Annotated in this window: 12 protein-coding genes; all 12 read right to left on the bottom strand. The window is 43.9% G+C overall.

What is annotated here, in order from left to right; all coding sequences use genetic code 11:
• Positions 1-2 precede the first annotated feature (2 nt).
• Positions 3-1,634 carry a RagB/SusD family nutrient uptake outer membrane protein gene (locus tag G5B00_RS07805; RefSeq protein ID WP_163873065.1) on the bottom strand — a complete coding sequence of 544 codons (1,632 nt, stop codon included), beginning with the start codon at positions 1,632-1,634 and terminating at the stop codon, positions 3-5.
• Between the two features lie 11 nt (positions 1,635-1,645).
• Positions 1,646-5,056, bottom strand: coding sequence for a TonB-dependent receptor (locus G5B00_RS07800; protein WP_163873062.1), 3,411 nt, complete (start codon positions 5,054-5,056; stop codon positions 1,646-1,648).
• Positions 5,057-5,226: 170 nt separating this feature from the next.
• Entirely contained in the window at positions 5,227-6,975 is a 1,749-nt protein-coding gene (locus G5B00_RS07795; RefSeq protein ID WP_163873059.1) for a PL29 family lyase N-terminal domain-containing protein, read from the bottom strand.
• 234 nt (positions 6,976-7,209) lie between these two features.
• Positions 7,210-8,415 carry a FecR family protein gene (locus G5B00_RS07790; RefSeq protein ID WP_205966351.1) on the bottom strand — a complete coding sequence of 402 codons (1,206 nt, stop codon included), beginning with the start codon at positions 8,413-8,415 and terminating at the stop codon, positions 7,210-7,212.
• A gap of 136 nt (positions 8,416-8,551) precedes the next feature.
• A complete protein-coding gene (locus tag G5B00_RS07785; RefSeq protein ID WP_163873053.1) occupies positions 8,552-9,133 on the bottom strand; it encodes an RNA polymerase sigma factor in 582 nt (193 codons plus the stop codon).
• 412 nt (positions 9,134-9,545) lie between these two features.
• The gene (locus G5B00_RS07780; protein WP_205966350.1) at positions 9,546-11,372 is read right to left on the bottom strand and encodes a sialidase family protein; all 1,827 of its coding nucleotides are present in this window, start codon (positions 11,370-11,372) and stop codon (positions 9,546-9,548) included.
• Between the two features lie 64 nt (positions 11,373-11,436).
• Positions 11,437-12,333, bottom strand: coding sequence for an SMP-30/gluconolactonase/LRE family protein (locus G5B00_RS07775; RefSeq protein ID WP_163873050.1), 897 nt, complete (start codon positions 12,331-12,333; stop codon positions 11,437-11,439).
• A 1-nt stretch (position 12,334) separates the two neighbouring features.
• Positions 12,335-13,480, bottom strand: coding sequence for a cellulase family glycosylhydrolase (locus G5B00_RS07770; RefSeq protein ID WP_205966349.1), 1,146 nt, complete (start codon positions 13,478-13,480; stop codon positions 12,335-12,337).
• A 30-nt stretch (positions 13,481-13,510) separates the two neighbouring features.
• Complete coding sequence (locus G5B00_RS07765) at positions 13,511-14,665, bottom strand: SGNH/GDSL hydrolase family protein (protein WP_163873047.1); 1,155 nt, start codon at positions 14,663-14,665, stop codon at positions 13,511-13,513.
• Positions 14,666-14,715: 50 nt separating this feature from the next.
• The gene (locus G5B00_RS07760) at positions 14,716-16,797 is read right to left on the bottom strand and encodes a hypothetical protein (RefSeq protein WP_163873044.1); all 2,082 of its coding nucleotides are present in this window, start codon (positions 16,795-16,797) and stop codon (positions 14,716-14,718) included.
• A 5-nt stretch (positions 16,798-16,802) separates the two neighbouring features.
• Complete coding sequence (locus G5B00_RS07755; protein ID WP_163873041.1) at positions 16,803-18,194, bottom strand: sulfatase; 1,392 nt, start codon at positions 18,192-18,194, stop codon at positions 16,803-16,805.
• 33 nt (positions 18,195-18,227) lie between these two features.
• Positions 18,228-20,051 (bottom strand): sugar-binding protein, encoded by a 1,824-nt coding sequence (locus G5B00_RS07750; protein ID WP_163873038.1) that lies wholly within the window; start codon positions 20,049-20,051, stop codon positions 18,228-18,230.
• Positions 20,052-20,092 lie beyond the last annotated feature (41 nt).

Raw genomic sequence — 20,092 nt, 5'->3', positions numbered from 1 at the left:
CGTTACCATAGATTTATTTGACTTAAGGATGTATTATTTGCGATTTCAGCGACAGGAATCGGAAAATTGTAAAATCTTTCAAGGAATTTACGATCTGCCTTGTCTACGTCCACATATTCGTAGGTGAGTATAGTACCCGATTTTGTGATTTTGAGGCCATGGAAACGCACGTTGTGCAATTCCTCATGCGCCACCCGCCATCTGCGGAGGTCCCAATAATGGAATCCCTCAAAGGCCAGTTCCACTTTTCGTTCATGGCGGATCGCTTCAAACAGGTCATCGCCCGTCTTGTCCGAATAGGGCAGATTGACACGTCCCCGGATCTTTTCTATAGCATCATTGGCATCACCGGTCTCACCGATACGATAACAGGCTTCTGCAAGATTAAGATACACTTCGGCTAGTCTGATCTCTATCCATGGCTGATCACTGTAAGTCGTCGATATATCCGCGATCCCTTCATTGAGATATTTGCGTAAGTAATATCCTGTCGTGGTCTTGCCAAACGTATTGGGCTGAAATCCGTATTCCATAAAACCGTCCCTTCCATCTACAAAACTTTCGATCTGTCTTCCTTTCCAGCTTGCGCCATTGTACAAGATAGATGCATGAAAACGAGGTTCCAGTTGATCGTAAGGTGGTGTTTCGGTCGTTCGACCTCGCCAAGCTGACCAATCGGCCTTACCACCTATAGCCAATTCGTATTCTTCCACCATCTCTTGTGTAGGACAAGCAGCTCCACCATTATTTGCCCAATCTCCTGCCGGTGCAAACTTCCGGTCAAACGTATGGGTTGGTGCCGGCAATTGATACCTGAATTCGAGGATAGATTCGGGATTACCGTTAAAATAGGATCTAAACGCATCTTTATAGGATGGATTCAGATCATAAACCTTTGCACCATTATCGGTCAGATTGATCACTTCCTTTGCGGCGTTCCGTGCTTTTTCCCAACGTTTGGCCACTAACATGGCACGTGATTTCAACGCAAAAGCAGCTCCCTTGGTAATACGTCCATTTTGATCTGCACTCCATTTTACGGGCAGGTGCTGCGCCGCAAAATTTAAGTCGTTCTCGACAAAATCCCAACACTCCGCTTCTGAACTCAACGGTTTATTATTGGATGTAGGGAGATCATCGTACAAGACCACTGTATTGGTACGTAGCAATAGTTGATAGTACAAAAATGCCCTCAAAAACCGAGCTTGTGCCTCATAACGATTTTTTATATCATCTGCATAGGTGGCATACTTTTTCATACTGCTGATGAATTCATTGACCCGGCGAATACGTTCATAGGATTTCGTCCAGATCACAAGACCCTGTGATTGATCTGCCGTCACGAAATAGGGATCCAATACGATCCTATTGGCATTGCCTCCACCTGCAGAATAAGAACCATATTTCAACATACCCGTCATACCCTCTGTCAACAAACCGTCGTTGAACTGTGCTGTTCCAAAATTGCCATAAGAAGGAATATAGGTGTACAAAGAATTGAGGTACAGATCCGTAGAGCTCTCCTTGACCCAAAATAATTTATCACTCAAACGATCCGTCGGATCCGGATCCAAAAAATCACCACAACCCGTCACAAATGGGATGATGAAAAATATATAAAGAATTCGTTTCATAATACTAAAATTTAGAATTTCACATCTATACCAAATGAATACACTCGCTGTTGTGGGTAAAAACCGTTGGACACGTCAGGTGCTTCGGGATCCAGATATTTGAATTCTGTCCATGTAAAGAGATTGCCTCCTGAGACATTCAGTCTCAAGCTTTCCATTCCCAATTTTTTGACGATATTCTTCGGAATCGTATAGCCTATCTGAGCTGTTTTGAGACGCAGATAATCACCATTTACAATCCACATGGTCGAAGCCCATTTATTATTCTGCACCTTAATATCCGAAAGCCTTGGATATTTTGCATTGGGATTATCGGGAGTCCACATATTCTCGACCAAATAACGTGGTGCATTACCTTCCTGAAAGAAGGGTGTGGTAAACTCTGTATTATCATATCCTATATCCGGATAGTATCCGCTAAGTGCATACGATAGGTTGGCCGCTCCCTGCAACATGACCGAAAAATCAAAGCCCTTGTAATCGGCAAACAGTGACAGGCCAGAGATCAGATTCGGTATGTTGCTGCCTGCAATCCATGCCCTATCTTCGTTATACGTCAGCTTTCCATCACCATTGACATCCATATACTTGATGTCCCCAGCTTGATTGCCGCCAAAGATACTTGGCCAGTTTTGTGCTTCTTCATCAGTCTGAAAGATCCCTAAGGCGATCAGGCCGTGTTTTTCGTCCAATGCACGTCCATTTCGCTTCAAGTGATCGGGTGTATTGGCACTTTCTCGAATACTGAGGTAACGGTTTTTGTAATAACTGAGCGTAAATCTTGCTCCATAATTCAGTGCTCCGATTCGATGTTGATGATTCACACCAACCTCAAATCCTCTACTGTCTGTTTTGCCGGTATTCACTACCGAAGGGAAATATCCTCCCATTGATGGTGCAAATGTCCCCCCTTGGTTTTCGAGAATATTGTCCGTGACTTTGTAGAACGCATCTATTTCAAAACCCAACTTGTTGTTCCATAAACTGGCTTCCAGTCCAACATTATAGATATTGACCGTTTCCCAAGATAGATCAGGATTGCTCAATGCACTCGTGACATAGGCATTTTGTGGTGTATTTCCAATGACTACAGCAGGTTCTTTAATATTCGGATCACCTTCCCGGGTGAGCATGGCCATCGTACTGAGGAAAGTATAATTGCGGACACCTGTATCATTTCCAAGTTTGCCGACCGATCCTCTCAGTTTTAGATCATTGACAAAAGGTAGTGCTTCATGGAAAAAGTCCTCATTGGACATTCTCCATCCCAACGATACTGCAGGAAACAATGCCCATCGCCTGTCTTTGGCAAATTTGTAAGACGCATCGTATCGGCCCGATAACTCCAATAAGTATTTGCTTGCAAAATCATAATTGAGCCTTCCTACAAAGCCAGCGCTCGGTACAATACTACTTCCTCCATTAAACCCTCCTGGTCCGGCAATCAGCTCGCTTGCAAAACCTAGCTCGGGAAGTTCTTCAAAGTCTAATCCTTGAGTCGACACCGAAAACTTATTCGACAGCGTCCGGAATTGTTCGTACAATACAAGTCCGGCCACGTTATGCTGACCAAAGCTCTTGTTGTAATTCAATGCTGCCTGCAAGGTCAAAAAACCAGATCGTGACATATTTTCGGCCAATTTTGCAAGGCTTCCTATAGACGAATCGACAATCTGATAATTAATTCCTGTAGGTCCTACAATCCCTTGTGCCAGTTGATAAGGTGTCTGAAAAGATTTTGCAAAAGCTCCGTTATAATCATAGCTCCCCATCACAAAAGAAGAAAGTCCTTCCGTGACAAAGGGCATAGCCAAATCTAACCTTAGATTACTCTGAAAATTGTCCGTATAGTTCTTTCGAAATCCAGATTGCTCCAATGCCGAAATAGGACTTACGAGCGGACCATTGGTTCTATTGCCAGTTGGATATCCGTCATATTCCTTGGGCAAATAGGGATGCGCACGCATGGCCTGCTGAAATACATTGTTCCACGTATTCTTTTCGGTACTGAATGTAGGCGCATTCTTTTGGCTTTTCCTTCCTCCTACACCAATCTGTACTTTGAGGTTTTCGGTGGCCGTAACTTCTATATTACTACGCAGATTATACCGATCAAAGTCAATATTTTTGACATTTCCGTCCTGTTTGAAATATCCACCATAGAAATAGTAGCTGATCTTGTCATTTCTACCCTCTACAGATACACCACTGTGAGAAGTTTTACCAGTCTTAAACAATTCGTTTACCCAATTGGTATTCCCCCATTTTCCTTCTGGGTCGCCCTCTACCATTTTACGGATATCAGCATTGCTGAACAGTGGTTCTTTTCCATTGATCATCCGTGCTTTATTGTACCAATAGGCATATTCGGGGCCATTCAGAAATTCTGGAAACATGGTATTTTCACTCAATTGGGAAGAATGGTTAAACCGGACGGAGGGTTTTTGGGATTTTCCTTTCTTGGTCGTAACCAGGATTACTCCCGCCGCGGCCTGCAATCCATATACAGCCGCCGCAGAGGCATCTTTAAGTACCGTGATTGTCTCTACTTCTTCAGGATCCAACTGTGTCATCGAACGTCGTACTCCATCTACAATAATCACAGGTGTATTGGGATTGACATCATCCACCACAGGCGCAAAACTACTGTTGCCTCGGATACGCATGGTAGACTGGTCACTCCCCGGCTCTCCTCCTCCCTGCCGGGATATCAATCCTGGCAACTTTCCCGTGATCATGTTTGTAATATTTCCTACAGGAGATTGCATGATCTCTTTGGAACTGATCTGTGCAACCGACCCCGTAACCGATTCACGCCGCTGTGTACCATATCCGACGACTACCACTTCGTCCAGGTCCTGATCTTCCGTAGAGAGTACGATATTTTGTTCATTATAGTTGATGACAGTCAGCCTGTAGGCTGTATAGCCTATCCTCGAAAAAGACAATTGATCATTGATATTCACATTCGGTACTTCAAACCATCCGTCTGAATTGCTGGCAGTGGTATATCCTGAGGTGAGATTTCGGATCGTGACATCGGCTAGAACCTCTCCTGTATTGCTTCTGATCCGGCCTCTTAAACTACGGTTCTGCTTTACCTCCATCTGGACAGTCTGTACAGCAGGTTTTCTTTTGATCAAAACCGTCGATTCTTCAATCTCGTAATCCAAAGGCTGCCCTTCCAGACAAGCGTCCAATACTTCCCGAAGCGAAGCATTTTTCAAATCTACGGTCACAGGCCTTGCTCCTGTCAGGATATTATTGTTGAAAAGGAAATCATATCCTGTTTTGCTTTTGATCTCCAACAGTACGTCCTTGATAGGCTTTTGTCTGGCCTGCAACGAAAGCCGTTGTGCCAATGCCGACGCATGAACATTCAGCGATAGAAATGCGATCAATATGAGTGTAAGCTTCATCATAACACATATTTTCCATAAGAACCGCCTATGCAGGCGGTATATTTCGTCTGTTTTTTTATACATTTGTTAAGTTGTTTTAGTAAAAAGCTCATGTTGCATTGATTTTTTTAACTACAGCTAACTTTTAGTGGCCAGGAACGGTAGCAACGTTCCTGGCTTTTTTAGTTGTATCATTGAAAATCCCTAAATGCCAAACCTCTAGCTCCATAGACCTTCTGTCCTGTGGTATAAGGTGGGTTATACCTGACATCATACGCTTTAGCATGGGTCGTGCTAATATTCGTCGAAGTCCAGAATAGATTGTGTGTATCCTGAAGCTTGATATTGCCGCCAAAACCTGAAATTTTCTGGTTTATTGTAGCCACATGGCTGGCATTGTTCGGGACCAACGGTGCCCAAGCTTGATGAAAATATTCATAGTCGCGCAACGCTCCTAGATACCAATCCGAATATCCCCCGTCGCGTACACGTATGGCCCAACGTGCAATATAATTTGCCGATGTACCCGGACCACCCAAAGCTGAAATAATAGCAGCTGTATTGGCGGCACCGTCTGTATCACTACTAGCGGCAGTCACGTTTACATTTCCATTTGGAAACCAATTGATATTTGCTTCCGGGGATTGTACATGTACCACTTTTCCGGTTATCTTATAACTCGCAATACCGGATAGAGGCAATGTTTCATGGATATGTACAATGATGCCGCCCTGCCAGTACGATGTGAGCACAGGAGGTGCAATCGAAAGATTTTGCTCTCCGATAGACAAATAGGTATTCGGTTTGAAATAATAGTCAAAATTACCTGCGGCCGTGGTGAATGTCACCTTCCGGAGATCGGGGAATCCCTCGGGAATCATCAGACGGAAAGTATCTCCTGCCTTGATCGCTGTCACGTCTCTCACATTGGTTGACGTCAGATTTTCCGCAAAGGTAAATATAGCTCCTGTAAGTTCTACACCTGCCACAATATCCGTAAAGGTCACGCTGGCATAATTCACAACGCCTACTTCCACTTTTACAGGGATTTTTCTTTCAAGCTGACGCCCGTATTGGTCTTTTGCCCTAATGGTAATGACACCTTCTTCGTCAAATTCGGTCTCCATACCCGTAGGTGAAGTGATTTGCAGGACACCTGACTTTTGTGCTACATTCAATTCATATGTTACGGACCAAGCTGCCGGAAGATCAAATTCGAGTTCTTCTACGCCAACCTGTCTGAAATCTACTGCTATGGCAAACCCGGAAGCGATGGTAAGCACATCCGTTTCTGCACGATCAAAAACAAGCGTAAAAGGCCTGTACTTTGGCAATACATACGATCTATTGGGCGATTCGTTCGTCACAATCGTCACGTTGCTGTCTATATCAAATGACACACTGTTGAATAATGATTTTCGGCCGATGGCACGAAAAGGTTTGCCGTCTGCATCTGCAATTTCTTCCTGTAACCCTTTCATCTCTACAACCCAATTGCCTGTATTGTTTACCAACATTTTAGGCACAGCTTCGTCTTCTATATTTTGATTTTTTCGGTCTTTATCCTTGATGAGCCGGGTAGCCGAAGTACCTGTACCATTGATGATCGTCCAATAATAATCATCATCGATCAAATGCGCGCCCACCAAAGGGCTGGGATAGTTAGCATAATCCAGTCGTACCTGAGCCTTGCTCCCGTTGTGCATCTCTAGGTGTACAAGTTCGTCCTCTATACGTATATGCTCTACGGCATCTTCCGATTGGATAGCCCGAACGATGTGGCCCAATGACTGTATATCTTCATTGGCCAACGTTACCCAAGTCTCCGCATCTCCCAAAGGAGGTAACGGCTCGTTATTCTCCGTTTCTTTTTTACATTGGCTGAACAGGAAAAATATCCCTATACACACCAACCCAAAAAACAATTTTTGTTTTTGCATAATCCATCAATTGATTAGTTGTTTAATATTAGTTATTTACTTCAGGGTTATGGTAGTTATAGAGGTTATGAAAATTATGGAGGTTCTAATCCTACTTAACCATCGCAACCATTATAACCTTCATCACCTTATCTTACAGAAATCATGTTGCATTGATTTTGATCCAGACTAACCTGTAGTGGCCAGGAACGGTAGCAACGTTCTTGGTTTTTAGTCTTTGATGAGATGTAAACTTTATTTTGTAACGACAACCCTCCTTTCTTTTATCTGAAATTTCACATTACTTATTTTCTCCAATTTTAAGAGTAGACTCTTGAGTGATTTGGTTCTTTTGAATGTTCCCGTAAACTTCTCATCGGACATATAGTCATACGAGATTTCCTCAATATTGTACCATCGCTGTACTTTAGCCAATATTTGTGGTATAGACTGTTCATTGAAATTGAAATAACCGTCTTTCCAAGTGGTAAAATCATCCACCTGTACACTTTTTTTATGCAATACAGCATCATTTTCATTGGCGGTTACCTGTTCAGAGGGCTTCAATACGACTTTGTGATGTTTTCCTTCCAACTGTACGGTACCTTTGACCAGCGTGGTGGTAGTCGTCCTATCCTCTTGATATGCATAGACATTGAACGCAGTTCCCAATACCCGAATCAAAGGGCCATTAGTCGTCTCTACATAAAATGGTTTTTCGGTATTGTGAGCTACATCAAAATACCCTTCGCCTACCAATTTTACCCGACGCTCTTTACTTGAAAAAACTCTTGGATAGGTCAACGAAGACCCGCTGTTCAACCAAACTTCTGTCCCATCTATCAACAATATCTTGCTGGATTGTCCCTTTGGCGTGGTAAACACAATATTTTCCTCTTCGAATAAACCGAGGGGAGCATGTTGCACTTCGTATATGATTTCACCATCTTTTCCCTGTAAAATCTTTACACCCGTTTCGGCCAAAGCATTCGGTTGATCGTCCTCCAATACCTGTATTTCGCCATTGGGAAGGCGTAAAAATGGTACACTATCTGGAGCAATGTAAATATCGTCAGTTACATTTGCCACCTCGAGATCGACATTTTCTGTAGTATGCCGACCGTCAAATTCCGACTTTTTCCAAAGCCAGAGCAATGTAGACAAACCTACCACCAAAGCTGCAGCGATGGAAATATATTTCTTGAATGTAACTGATCTATTGGGCCGGGTATTGGCTTGGTCTTTCAAAACCGCTTGGCGTATGCTTTCATAGAGCAACTCTTTGTTTTCCAAAGGCAGCCTATGTTCAAGCTCTTTCCCTTTGAGAATATCGGTCAATACCTCTTCTTGCGTTTCAAGGTCTGTTTTCTCCAGAAGTGCAAACAGTTCGTCCAATTCCTCCGGAGAAATTGTATCAGTCACACGCTTTGCCAGTAAATATCTTAGTCTAACGTTGTCCATCTAGGTTTATGGGTATTGTTTATATATAGAACCCAAAAAACAAAAGGTAGGACTAGTGGAAATTGAAAAAAAATATTATGCTGTAGGGGCAAATAATTATTTGCCCATGTCCGTAGAGACATAAGACCTTACGTCTCTACATATTATTCAAAAACACCAACAATAGCGGATAACCAAAACGTTGGAAATGTTTTCTAAAGGTTTTGAGGGCTTGAATGATATGGTTTTTGACGGTATTGGGGGCTATATCCATTTGACTAGCTATTTCCTTATAGGTCAACCCTTCTAGTCTACTCAGCAGGTAAGCCGTTTTCTGTTGTTCGGGCAATTTTTCAAGGACTTCATGTTCCAATGCCAATATTTCTCCGACGAGGATAGGATGATCACAGCCTGTCGTATGTACAAGATCAACTTCGGGCAATGCAACTTGATTTTTGATTTTGCCTCGTAAATCGCGAAGCCTATTGAGAGATAACCTTTTCGCCACAACATACACAAACGCCCAGATATTTCCGTCCTCATCCAGTCTGTCTCTAGAATTCCATACCCGGATAAAGACTTCCTGAACAACTTCTTCACTTTCAAAAGAATCCTTCAATACGCTATAGGCAATACCGTAAACAGCATCTGCATAGAGGTCAAAAAGCTGCCGCAAAGCCGCCTCCTGACCGACTTTCAATGCACCTACAATAGTAGAATGTCCTATATCTTTATGCATACCATCCGAACATTTTACCGCTTTTCACGGTTCAATATCAACCTCTTGCACCCTATTCCTTGAAAAATAATTTTAAAAAAAAAGCAACCTCAACCTACATTGTTTATAACCAGTGTCTTCACGTTTTTTAATCATCAATTAGGCTCCACAATATTGGGGTACGTACACGAAGTTACAGATAATTCTGAGAAATCCTAGTACAAAGTTAGGAATGATAAAATGTTTGACATAAAAAGCTGACAGCTTTGGGATATATATGATAATATGTGCTTCACATAGACCATAATTCTTCTTTGTACAGATAAAGTTTTAAAAGAGAACAAAGGTTACAAAAGAGTAGTCTTAGTTTTACATCAGGAAAAATCCCAGAATTTCCCGTTCTGGGATTTTTCCTATTTTGACTCTTGCAATATTACCTAAATATTAAAGGCAACCACTCTTCTGGATAATCACTATTTTCACCGGCCATACTTTCCTGTAGTGCCAAAGGTTTTTCTGCAACCCTGTCTTTATAATGCAGCCTTAAATGTGCTCTAAACACGTCATCTGCTGTCGGAGCACCGCCAAGCAAAGCCCAATCGATTTTTAATTTTGCGGAATACCCCAAATCCTTATCTTTTCCGTTATTGATGGTTCCAACAACTTCTACATCCGAAGTCACCCCCTTGTGTATCAATCTCCACGAATAGTTTTCTTCATGGTAAACCGTGTATTTGCCTTGTGCATTTACGGCAATCTTGTAGTTATCGTAACCACCTTTTTTATTCTTCCTGCTCAACAGCAAAATTGAAGCGTCCGAATTTTCAGGTGTAAATGCAACGATATTACGATCAAAATAATACGTGCCTATGATCAAGCTTTCATTGGTATAACCAAAGTTGGTAAACGTAGAAGCCTGTGTTTTCTTGCCAAGAAACCAATAGTCATTGTTGTCCTTATCAAATTGTGCTACTGCAGGCATGCTCAGGTCTCCCTTTGCAATATCTTTCGAATAGTTGAGCCGTCCGGTCATGACCAGTACTTTCGCACGTTCTTTATTGCTGGCATCCTTGTAATTCGCTGTTCCGGACACGATGACTTTATTGCCCCCGATATCGTCTATCGAACCCCAATGCCCGACAAAAGGAGAAGTTGCAAAACGGAAGTTATCCGCTTTTTTATCTCCGATAAAGGCCCATATCCCCTGCTCGCCTTTATACTGTCCGTTACTTATCACGACTACTTCCCCTGTCTTTAGCTTTGTTGAATACGGTCCATATCCGACAAAATCTTTGTTCAACTGTTTTTTATAAGGGTATTCCGGGCCTCCTTCATTGGCAATTTTTTTCTGATCCCCACGCCAATTAACATCGGCATCCGTTTTGACAACCATCGGAGTTTGGTCTACTACAAACCTACCGCTCCATACCTCGATAGGCATAGCGATACCCTTGTTGTCATCCAGCCAGACAGCAGTAGGCATACCATCATAGGATGAACGCTCATCAAACGAACGTGATACGGGTTCGGCATCCTTGTAGGTCGCTACTTTTTTGCCCTGCCAGGTTTTTCCTCCGTCCAATGAACGGATTACAATCGTACGTGGATTAGACACCTTATCCACTACTTCCTGACTGGATGTGATGTACATCTGGATTTCTCCACTCGGAAGCTGCAGCATGGCAGGCTCCCAGCAACGGCCTCTGTACATTCTTCTCGGAGAAGAAAAGGTCTTTCCCTTATCGTTGCTAAACATGATCTCTACGCCACAGTTCTCGTTTGTATTGGGAATATCGTGATAGCCTTTTTTGTAACGCCACTGGTACGCCAACATAATACGCCCATCCTGCAGTTCGATAAATTCAGGATTGACAAATACAACTTCATCGTCTCCCGCAGTAGAGCTTTCCTTGTATTTCTCCCGCAACATCTGCGCATCACTCCATGTCTTGCCATTGTCCTCACTGCGCCTCGCATAGATATTCCAACCGTAGTGGTCATTGTTAAAGGTCATCAAGAGCGAACCGTCCGACAATCGCTTGACCCTCGGATAGTGAAGTTCCCCCTCGACAAAACCTTTATTTGCCACATTTACGCTTGTCATCTCTTGATACGTATTGTAGTCCCAAGAGATCCGAACATTGCTTTCGGCTTTTTGTCCTTTTGCATAAAGTGCAAAAAAGGATAAAACACAAAATAGCAAAGACACTTTCATTACTGTTTTCATCTTTACAACCGGATAAATAGTCGTTAATTTCATCTGCTTTTGATCTAAAAAATTATAAAAAATCTGTTTTACTCTAGTATATGTTCCTATCACTCCACTACAGGATATTTCTATCCTTAATCAAGGTATTTGCCGCGCCTCGCACACCGACCTGTCTGAACACAAAAGTTGCTCCGGCAAGAGGCTGCTCATCCAGCTCTTTCTCGCCCAATCCCACCTTTGCCGTAGTGACGTACAAATCATCCAAATTATCCCCACCAAACGTACAAGAGGTTACTTTGGACACAGGCAGGAAAATTTCCTGTAGCTTACTCCCTGTATCTGGATTCCATCTGGAAACCCGTGCTCCGTTCCAATGTGCTATCCACAACATCCCCTCCTCGTCTACAGTCATACCATCTGGTGTACCCTCCGTCTCGGGTATGCTGACGACAGGCTTTCCGTTACTTATCCCTCCTGTTCCGTTGCAGTAATTGTAAGAAACGATTTGTCTAGTAGGTGTATCAATATGATAAAACTTTTTACGTCCTAAATCCCACGCCAAGCCATTCGAGATGGAAAGTCCATCCAGCTTTTTTGAAATGACCCCATCCTGTTCCAATGTGTAAAGACTACCTTGCCCGGCTACACCTATATCGCTCATGCTACCTACCCAAAACCTTCCCGCAGGGTCACATTTCCCGTCATTGAATCTGTTGTCGGGCTTATCAGCCTCGGGATCCAATAGCTTTACAAGTTCCGCATTGGCAGAATCCACTTTATAAATACCATCTTTCAATGCGGCGATAATTGCTCCCGATTCGGTCAAGCCTATCGTGCCTATCTTCTGGCCAGTCTCAACGTGTTTCAGTCTCTTATCATCTGACAAACAATTAATCTGACCGCTCACAATATCGATCCAATAAAACTGTTTGTTTTGGGCATCCCACAAGGGCCCTTCTCCACATAAACAGATGTGATCAGAGACTAATTCAAAGGACAGTTCCAGATGCATATTATGGAGTTGTAATTGTTAAACTCTTGATAAATTCGATTTCCTCTTCACCATAAGGACTACCATCTTTTCGGAAAATATCATGAAACCAAACCTCCGGTTCAGGGGCTCCTGCCTTACTTCCCCATGGGTAATAGAAATTGGCTTTTCCGGCAACCAAACCAAAGCTAATTGCTCCGACATGTTCACTTTTGAATATAGGCATGCTATTCTCAAAGGTGGATCCACGGGTACGGCCCATATACTCCGTACACACTAGTGGTCTCCGGAAAGCCCTTAGCATGTGAATAAACTTCTTGGTCGTTTCTGGATCGTGATACGAATGAAAAGTGATGATATCACAGTTTTCGCCCAAGAAGCTGACGATATCAAGTGCTGTCCGGTCATCCCCGGGTATTTTCCAGATCGGAGATGTCAAAGGTTGTGATGGGTTCATACTCCTCGCCCATTCAAAAACTTTTCTCAACAAAGGCAAGCTATAAGCCCCACGCCTTGGGTTCTCCGGCTCATTGTACAAAGACCAAAACCGTATCCGCTCATCGTCTTTAAATCTTCCAACTATATCTTTTATATACCGCTCTATTGGTTCCCATTTAGATGAATCATTGACCACTTCTGCTCCCGGAGATTGTACCCAACCCGAATTGTGTACCCCCGGTATAGGCGGATCTTGTTTACCTAACTGGGGAATCTTGGAATCATCAAAAGTCCCGTTGGTCAAAAAGGTAACGATCACCTTAATATTGTGTTTATCCGCTATGGATAGGACTTGGTTCAGTCTGTCTTTAAACGCTTCGGGATGTTCTTCCCACACCAGATTGTGTAAAAAGATCCGTACAGTATTGAAGCCGATGTCCTGTGCCCATCCCAGCTCTCTGTCTATCGTCTCGGGATCAAATGTGTCTTCTTGCCATATTTCAATCTGATTGATGGCTGTCGAGGGGACAAAGTTGCACCCCACGATCCAAGGTTGTTTTTTGTACCATTCATTCGCTTTTTCTTCGGACCATCTTTCGGTTGAATTATTAGCGACTCTATTATTGGTTTGACGACTGTCACAGGCGAGATGACTCATGACTAAAGCTACAGCCCATAACAGGAAAATTCCTTTTCCAATTTGATGTCTTTTTCTTCTAATACGATTCATTTCTTTTGTTTTATCTTTTACGAAGATCCTCTACTCCCTTATACTTTCATAAAGCCCATCCGCTAACTGGCTGGCACCTGCTACGTTCAGATGCACCTGATCGGCCAATTGGGACGAAGAAGTAATGATCTTATCCCCTTCGATGAGGTGCAGTTTATTGTCTGTAGTTTTATATTCTGTCACGATGTCTTTGATGATATTCCGAACGTCATCGGGTACCAAACCTGTTGTGGTATTCAATGTATTGGTCGTATACAATAGCGTAATACAATATATTTCTGCTGCAGGCTGGTTATTTCTTACCTCTGTTAAAAAAGACCTGTAATCGTTCTCAATTTGCAGAGTTGTACGATTGCCTGATGAAAAATCGTTATACCCAATCAGTATCGTAATAATGTCTGCCTTAGGCATATCTTTAGCCGTTTGTGCCATGGGCATCGAGATCTTTGCTCCGCTGACTGCAAGGTTATACAGGCTCATGCCGAGTTTTTGGGCCAGCAAATACGGGTACGTGAGATAAGTGGCCCCTTCTTGCCGTGCCCCGTGCGTGATACTGTCCCCAAAACTGATGTATACACCTCCTTTGGATGCCGGAACATAGGTCGCTAGACTGCTTTCGGCATCCAATTCCAATTTGGTCAAGGATACATTCGTATAGCAAGGTAAAATGATCTCATATACATATTCCTTGTCTGTAGGTAGAGAACTCAGTTCAACCTGTATAGGTTGAGTAACTGGACCTGCAAACGAAACCGTCTTAAAATCCACGCCATCTTTCAATATCTTAAATGAACCTCCATCACTCATTCCGGTTTCTGGTGTGAACATCATGTGGATAGACGAACTTCGCGTCTTGAACTGTATGGAAATACCCGTTGTAGCCAGCGCATACGTTGTACTGAACCTTCGGGTATCACTTGGCAGGCCGAGAGTCGCGTCAGAAAATCGTTTGAAAGACAGCTTTTCGGGCGTACGGTAAACATATTGTACACCCATAACGTGGATATTGGCATTATTCAAGGCAATCTTACCTGTCTCCTCTTTCGGTTCAACCCTGGGTCGCGGAGCTACAGTGCTGTCCTCTTTGCATCCGGAGATCAAAGGAAGCACCAATGCTACAGCCATGAGAAACATTATCGTATTTCTATAAAAGACACCTCGGTTTCTTGTTTTTATTTTTTCCATATACATCAAGTTCTTGTCTACATTTTTTGCTTTTTCATCATTTTTGTCCTTTATAGGTGACCTGTTCTGATCTGATAAAGTTTACTTCCTATCTCTCTCACCTTGGCAATAGTCTCCGGATATACCCTATCGCAGACATCCGTGAGACCATCCTGAAAGTTTTCCCCGTCAAATCTTCCCGTTGTGGCCTGATCGGAAAACTGATGCCAAGCTGTCCCTACCACAAAAGGATTGAGCAAAGCCGAATACATGTATTTTTCATAAGCCAAAGCCCGCTCATCTTGATTGCCTTTTTGATTCAAACCGGGATGAAACAGTCCTCTGTCCAATGCCCCGAAATGAAACTCTCCGATCAAAACAGGCTTGTCTACACCCTGCGGCAACTTAAAATCGGACAGCGAATCCCAAAAGAGATCAAACGTCAACACATCACAATATCTTGCTGCAATCTCTAGTACCCTAGCATTGACCGTCACATAGCGACAGCCCAAATACAGCTTGCCTGGTGCTACCTGTTGCATCACCTCGGCTACACTTTTAAAATATTGGTCTATCAAGCTGGCTGAAAAATCCGCACAGTCGTTTAATGAGGCCTCAGAAGGTTCTGCTCGTGAAGTCAATAGCTCTTCCCAACTGTCATAAGTTGACTTCCAAGCGACATTCAATGCGGTGATAACACCGTACTTATGCTGTAGATCACTTACAAAAACTTTTTTGGCAGGCTGATCGGCCGAGGACTTCAATACCCAACGTCCTAAATCATGATCTGCACCCCATACCAATTTATTGTCCACAAAATATCCGTAACACCAGGTACTTGCCAGCTCTTCTTTTCTGTCCCTGAGCTGCTCGGCAAACTGCTTGCTGAAATCCAGATGAAAAGGGTCACGGATGACGTTCAACCGGTCCGGTGCGCCATCAATCCTCGCCGTTTTAAGCTCGATCCGATCACAATAGGGAACCCTATCCTCCCGGTAGATTTCCTTTGCTGATCCGGCAGATATGGTATTCATCCCCCAATGTTTCAACCTTTTGAACGTCATATTACGATATGCTGTACGCCAGCCTTCACCGTATTTTTTCCGTATGTTTGCTGCCGAAAAGTCAAACGTTTTTACCCCCCAAGATCGGTAGTAGGTATACAGAAATTCGTCCCGTGTTGTATAGAACGCTGTATAAGGCGACCCCGCTTCCGGAAGAGAAGAAAAATAATTTTCCCGGTCATCTATAATCGTCACCGCCGACGATGGCGTCACCCGCACCACACCATTCGACCAGAATAAATGTCCGTCAGGATCGACCATCCACCATTTTCCATCGACTTTTTGTACCTGAAAGTTTCCGGTGGCCTCCTGTTTTTTTCCTTTTAGCCAACCTCCGTATCGACTCCTGTCATCTGAAGCAGGTATACTTGCCATTTCGTCCAGTTCCTTTTGAAGGTCTGCACGAAGGTCTTCATCACTTTTGGTTTTGCCGGGCCAATCTTTATGGATAAACTGTCCATATTGATCGATAAATGGGAAAAAGTCTCGTTGTGATAGCGCAAACCACGAAGGTGTGGGCACCGCTTTCCCCTGTACGGCCAATACCTCCCTGAGGCCTAATTTTGTCCCTTTCAACCATTTATCAAATGAGATCAGGATTTTGGTCACCTGTGTAGGGTCTATTGTAGAGGTCACCCCATCTATGCTGAATGGTGTAGCCCGCAGCCCCTTTAGACTGCCCAAGATCTCTGGCTGTTCGGGTGAAGGGGCAATAGGAATGAGCCATTCGAGCGTATCCCCGGCCCTGACACTTATTTTAGTATTCAAGCTTCCTTCTTCTGTCTTGGCACCACTGCCTTCCATCCGAAAAGTAGCATTGATGTTTTCTGTCGCATTTCCACTCACTAATACAACTTTGATATGACTGTAGCCAGACAGATCCCAATGACCCATCAACTGAAATACAGGTGGTGTATGTACATCGCTGGTATCCGTGATCCAGATGATACCATCACCTGTCTCCTGATGACCGATGACCGTAAATGTACTATCAGCTCCGGCATCAAAGATGTATAGACGGTCTTTCACTCCTGTAGAACAGGCTGAAAACATCAACAGAGAAAGTATAGCGGTTATAATCTTTTTCATTTTTTTCATTCAGTCAAAGGACGCGGCATCGGTGCTTTGGTCTCTCTAAGCCATTCAAGTAAGTCATTCAGCAATTCATCCCGTTTCTCTTTATTGCTCGTTGCCAAATTGATCCGTTCTCCTTCGTCATTCTTTAGGTTGTAGAGTTCAACTGCATTATTTTCATCGATTTTGCGCTGCCCACCATCCAGGATCCACTCTTCGTGATACAGGAGCAATTTCCAATCACCTTTGCGGATGACGCTGACCGGACGTGTACGAAAGATGGTATCTCGTCCACGGATCACGGGATTGTGCAAATAGCCCGGAAAATGCCAGAAAATCTTGTCCCTTTTCGTGGTTTTCTGTTTGTCCTGTAAGATTGGTAAAAGGTTCTCCCCATCCAGATCCGGTCGCACTTGTCCTCCCGCCAACGCCAGGAAAGTAGGGTACAAGTCAAGATTGATCGTAGGCTCCCGCTGTATCGATGGTTTGATCTTCTTCGGCCAACAGGCGATAAACGGTACACGAACCCCTCCCTCATAGAAAGCTCCCTTATTTCCCCGCAGTGGTTCCTGCGAAGTGAAGCTCGCCCCTCCATTGTCACTGGTAAAAATCACCAATGTATTGTCAGCAAGGCCAGCCTTCTCCAAAAATGTGGTCACCAGTCCAACACTTTCGTCCAAATCATAGATCATTGCACCGTATTCTGTCTGTACCCTGTTCAGTTTTTTTGTCTTAAACTTCTCGATCGTTTCGGGACGGGCTTCAAGAGCGGTATGCACGGCATGATGTGAAATAAATGTAAAAAACGGCTTATCCCGATTTGACTTCATAAAGTCAATGGCCGAGTTCGTGATGGTGAAAATAGCTTTTGGATCCGTAGGATCATCGCGTTTCGTATTGGGGTTGGGGTGACGGGGATCTTCCCAAACATCAAAACCCTGTGCCATAGGATGTGATTCGTTGTCATAGCCCAAATGCCATTTTCCAAAAAGTCCCGTTGCATAACCTTGTCCCTTGAGTGCCTCGGCCACAGTGACAATCCTCCCCGGAAGACTGGTATTATTTTCCACCGCCGTCAAGCGTCTGTGTTCTGCGGGTCCGCGGGTCATACTGCCTACGGCAAATACACCATGCCGTGGACTGTACTGACCACTCATCAGTGCAGCACGTGAAGGGGCACAGTTGGCACCGCCCGAATAGGCATGTGTAAAAACCATTCCCTTTTTTGCCAAACCATCGATGACCGGGGTCTCAAAGATCTGACTGCCCGTGTAACCTGCATCCATATAGCCCATATCATCGGCAAAGATCACGATGATGTTCGGCTTTTTTTGTGCATAACCGCATCGGGTAAAAAAGCATAAGACCAATATGGTAAAAACAGACCTCAACATATCTCTAAAATTTATCATCTTTACTTAACAAGGACTTCTTTCCTTTTTTTATCAAAAGGATATTGGCATCCAATTTACCGTATTCCTGTCTGCTGTATTGGCTATAGCATCTTCGCCTCCCTGCGCATCAAAGAGGGCAAAGTTGACAAGTAGATCTCCCGAAAGATTAAGCTGTGATTTCGGAACTGCAATCTCTACCAAATAGCCATTGTCTACATCGCTATTGTTGGATAGTGTACCGTCATAAGAACTGCTAACAGACACGTTCATGTCCAACACTCTCCAACCTCCACCATAGTTATCCGTACTCTTCAAGCCACTATGTGAGACCCTGATCCGACGAGAACTCGCATTGATCTGACCATTGCCTCCGGCTGGTGTAAGGAAAATACTGACGTAATCGTCCTTGGAGATATCCTTATCCAATACTTCGACCAGAAAATAAACGTTCTGATCGTCTGCCGAGCAGCGTAAGGTAGCCTGAGCTTGGGATTTTTGCCCTACAAAAAGTGCTTCATCTGTATTGGCCCATTCTGCGTTATCTCCGTCGACATTCGCTGTTCTGTTTGTCGCCTTGATACGGTGATTCAAGAAATATTTTGCCAGTGATATGACAACATTGTTCGCATCCTCGCTGTTTCGCATTGCCGCAATAAAAGAGTGGGTACCGTCCGATTCTACCGTCCCCCAGGATCCGCGACCCAGTGCTATAAATGGATCTCCAAATACGCGTGCCTCGGCATCACCCATACGTATGTTCAGCCGACTAGAAGCCCCATAAGACACGATACTTTCACCGGACGGAAATTGAATTAACGAGGGAGCAGCACCACTGAACAAATTATTCTGACGATCTACAGGCCCTACTTCATCATCTTGCAGATGCTTCCATACACCGGTATTGTCCGAATAGGCAAACGTAATGCCGTACGTGGTGTTTCCATTGGAAATGGAGAGCGAAGACTCCATAATAGCAGCCAATTTGTTGCTATTGTTCAGCTTGATGACACTGGTCATTTGGTCGGTAAAATAAGTAGCATTCTTATCCTGATTGTACCATTGCTGACGGATGACACGGTAAGGTGCCTGATCAAGGGCAGGAGACCAAGTACTTCCGTTATCGTTAGATACGACCATAGATGTTCCGGAGTGACCTCCCGATATGGAAGGTCGGCTTTCTGAAAAGTAGCAATGGAGTTCTCCAGAGGGGAGTTGCAGCATCATCGCTTCCCAGTTCGGACCATGGTAGATCTCCTGTGGTTCACTCCATGTCTTTCCATGATCTGTGCTGCGCATCATCATGATACCATTGTCATTGTGACACGCCGCATCCGAATAACCCGGTTGTACACGATAAGAGGCAAAAGCCAATAAATCGCCATTCGACAAAACGAAACCATTGGCATTCGTAAACAGGCGTGTCGCAGCCTGGCCTCGGGCGTTCGTATACCCACTTTTGCTCTGGAAGAGATACCCCTTTCCGGTCCAATTGATCAGATCCGGTGATGTAGCATAGTAGGTGTCATTGCCATTGGGGTTTGATGAGGTGGACTGTTGACAGAACAGGATATATGTTCCGTCGGCCAACTTCTTGATGCGTGTATAGTTAGGCCACTGGACTCCTGTGATGGACTGTCCAATGTCAACATAGCTACGAAAGTCCATCATGAGCGAGGAATGCGAAGTAATCGCCGCATGGGAATTGATCGTAGCCGCTCCCTGATTCAAGTTTCCGATCGGTGTCAGGCTCAATGATTTCTGTTGTCCCGTACCTCCTGGATTTAAGCGATCGCCAGGACTATTATCCGACTTGCCACATGACCCGACCACGCAGCATGAAATCAATAAAATTAAATTCGTGATTCTTCTTCTCATTTTCTCTAAAACTATATTATCTACTCCCACAAAATAACTAA

It is taken from the genome of Parapedobacter sp. SGR-10 (assembly GCF_011030405.1).
Lineage (GTDB): Bacteria > Bacteroidota > Bacteroidia > Sphingobacteriales > Sphingobacteriaceae > Sphingobacterium.
Note: the sequence above shows the minus strand (reverse complement) of the source record. Positions and strands in the feature narration are given on the sequence as shown.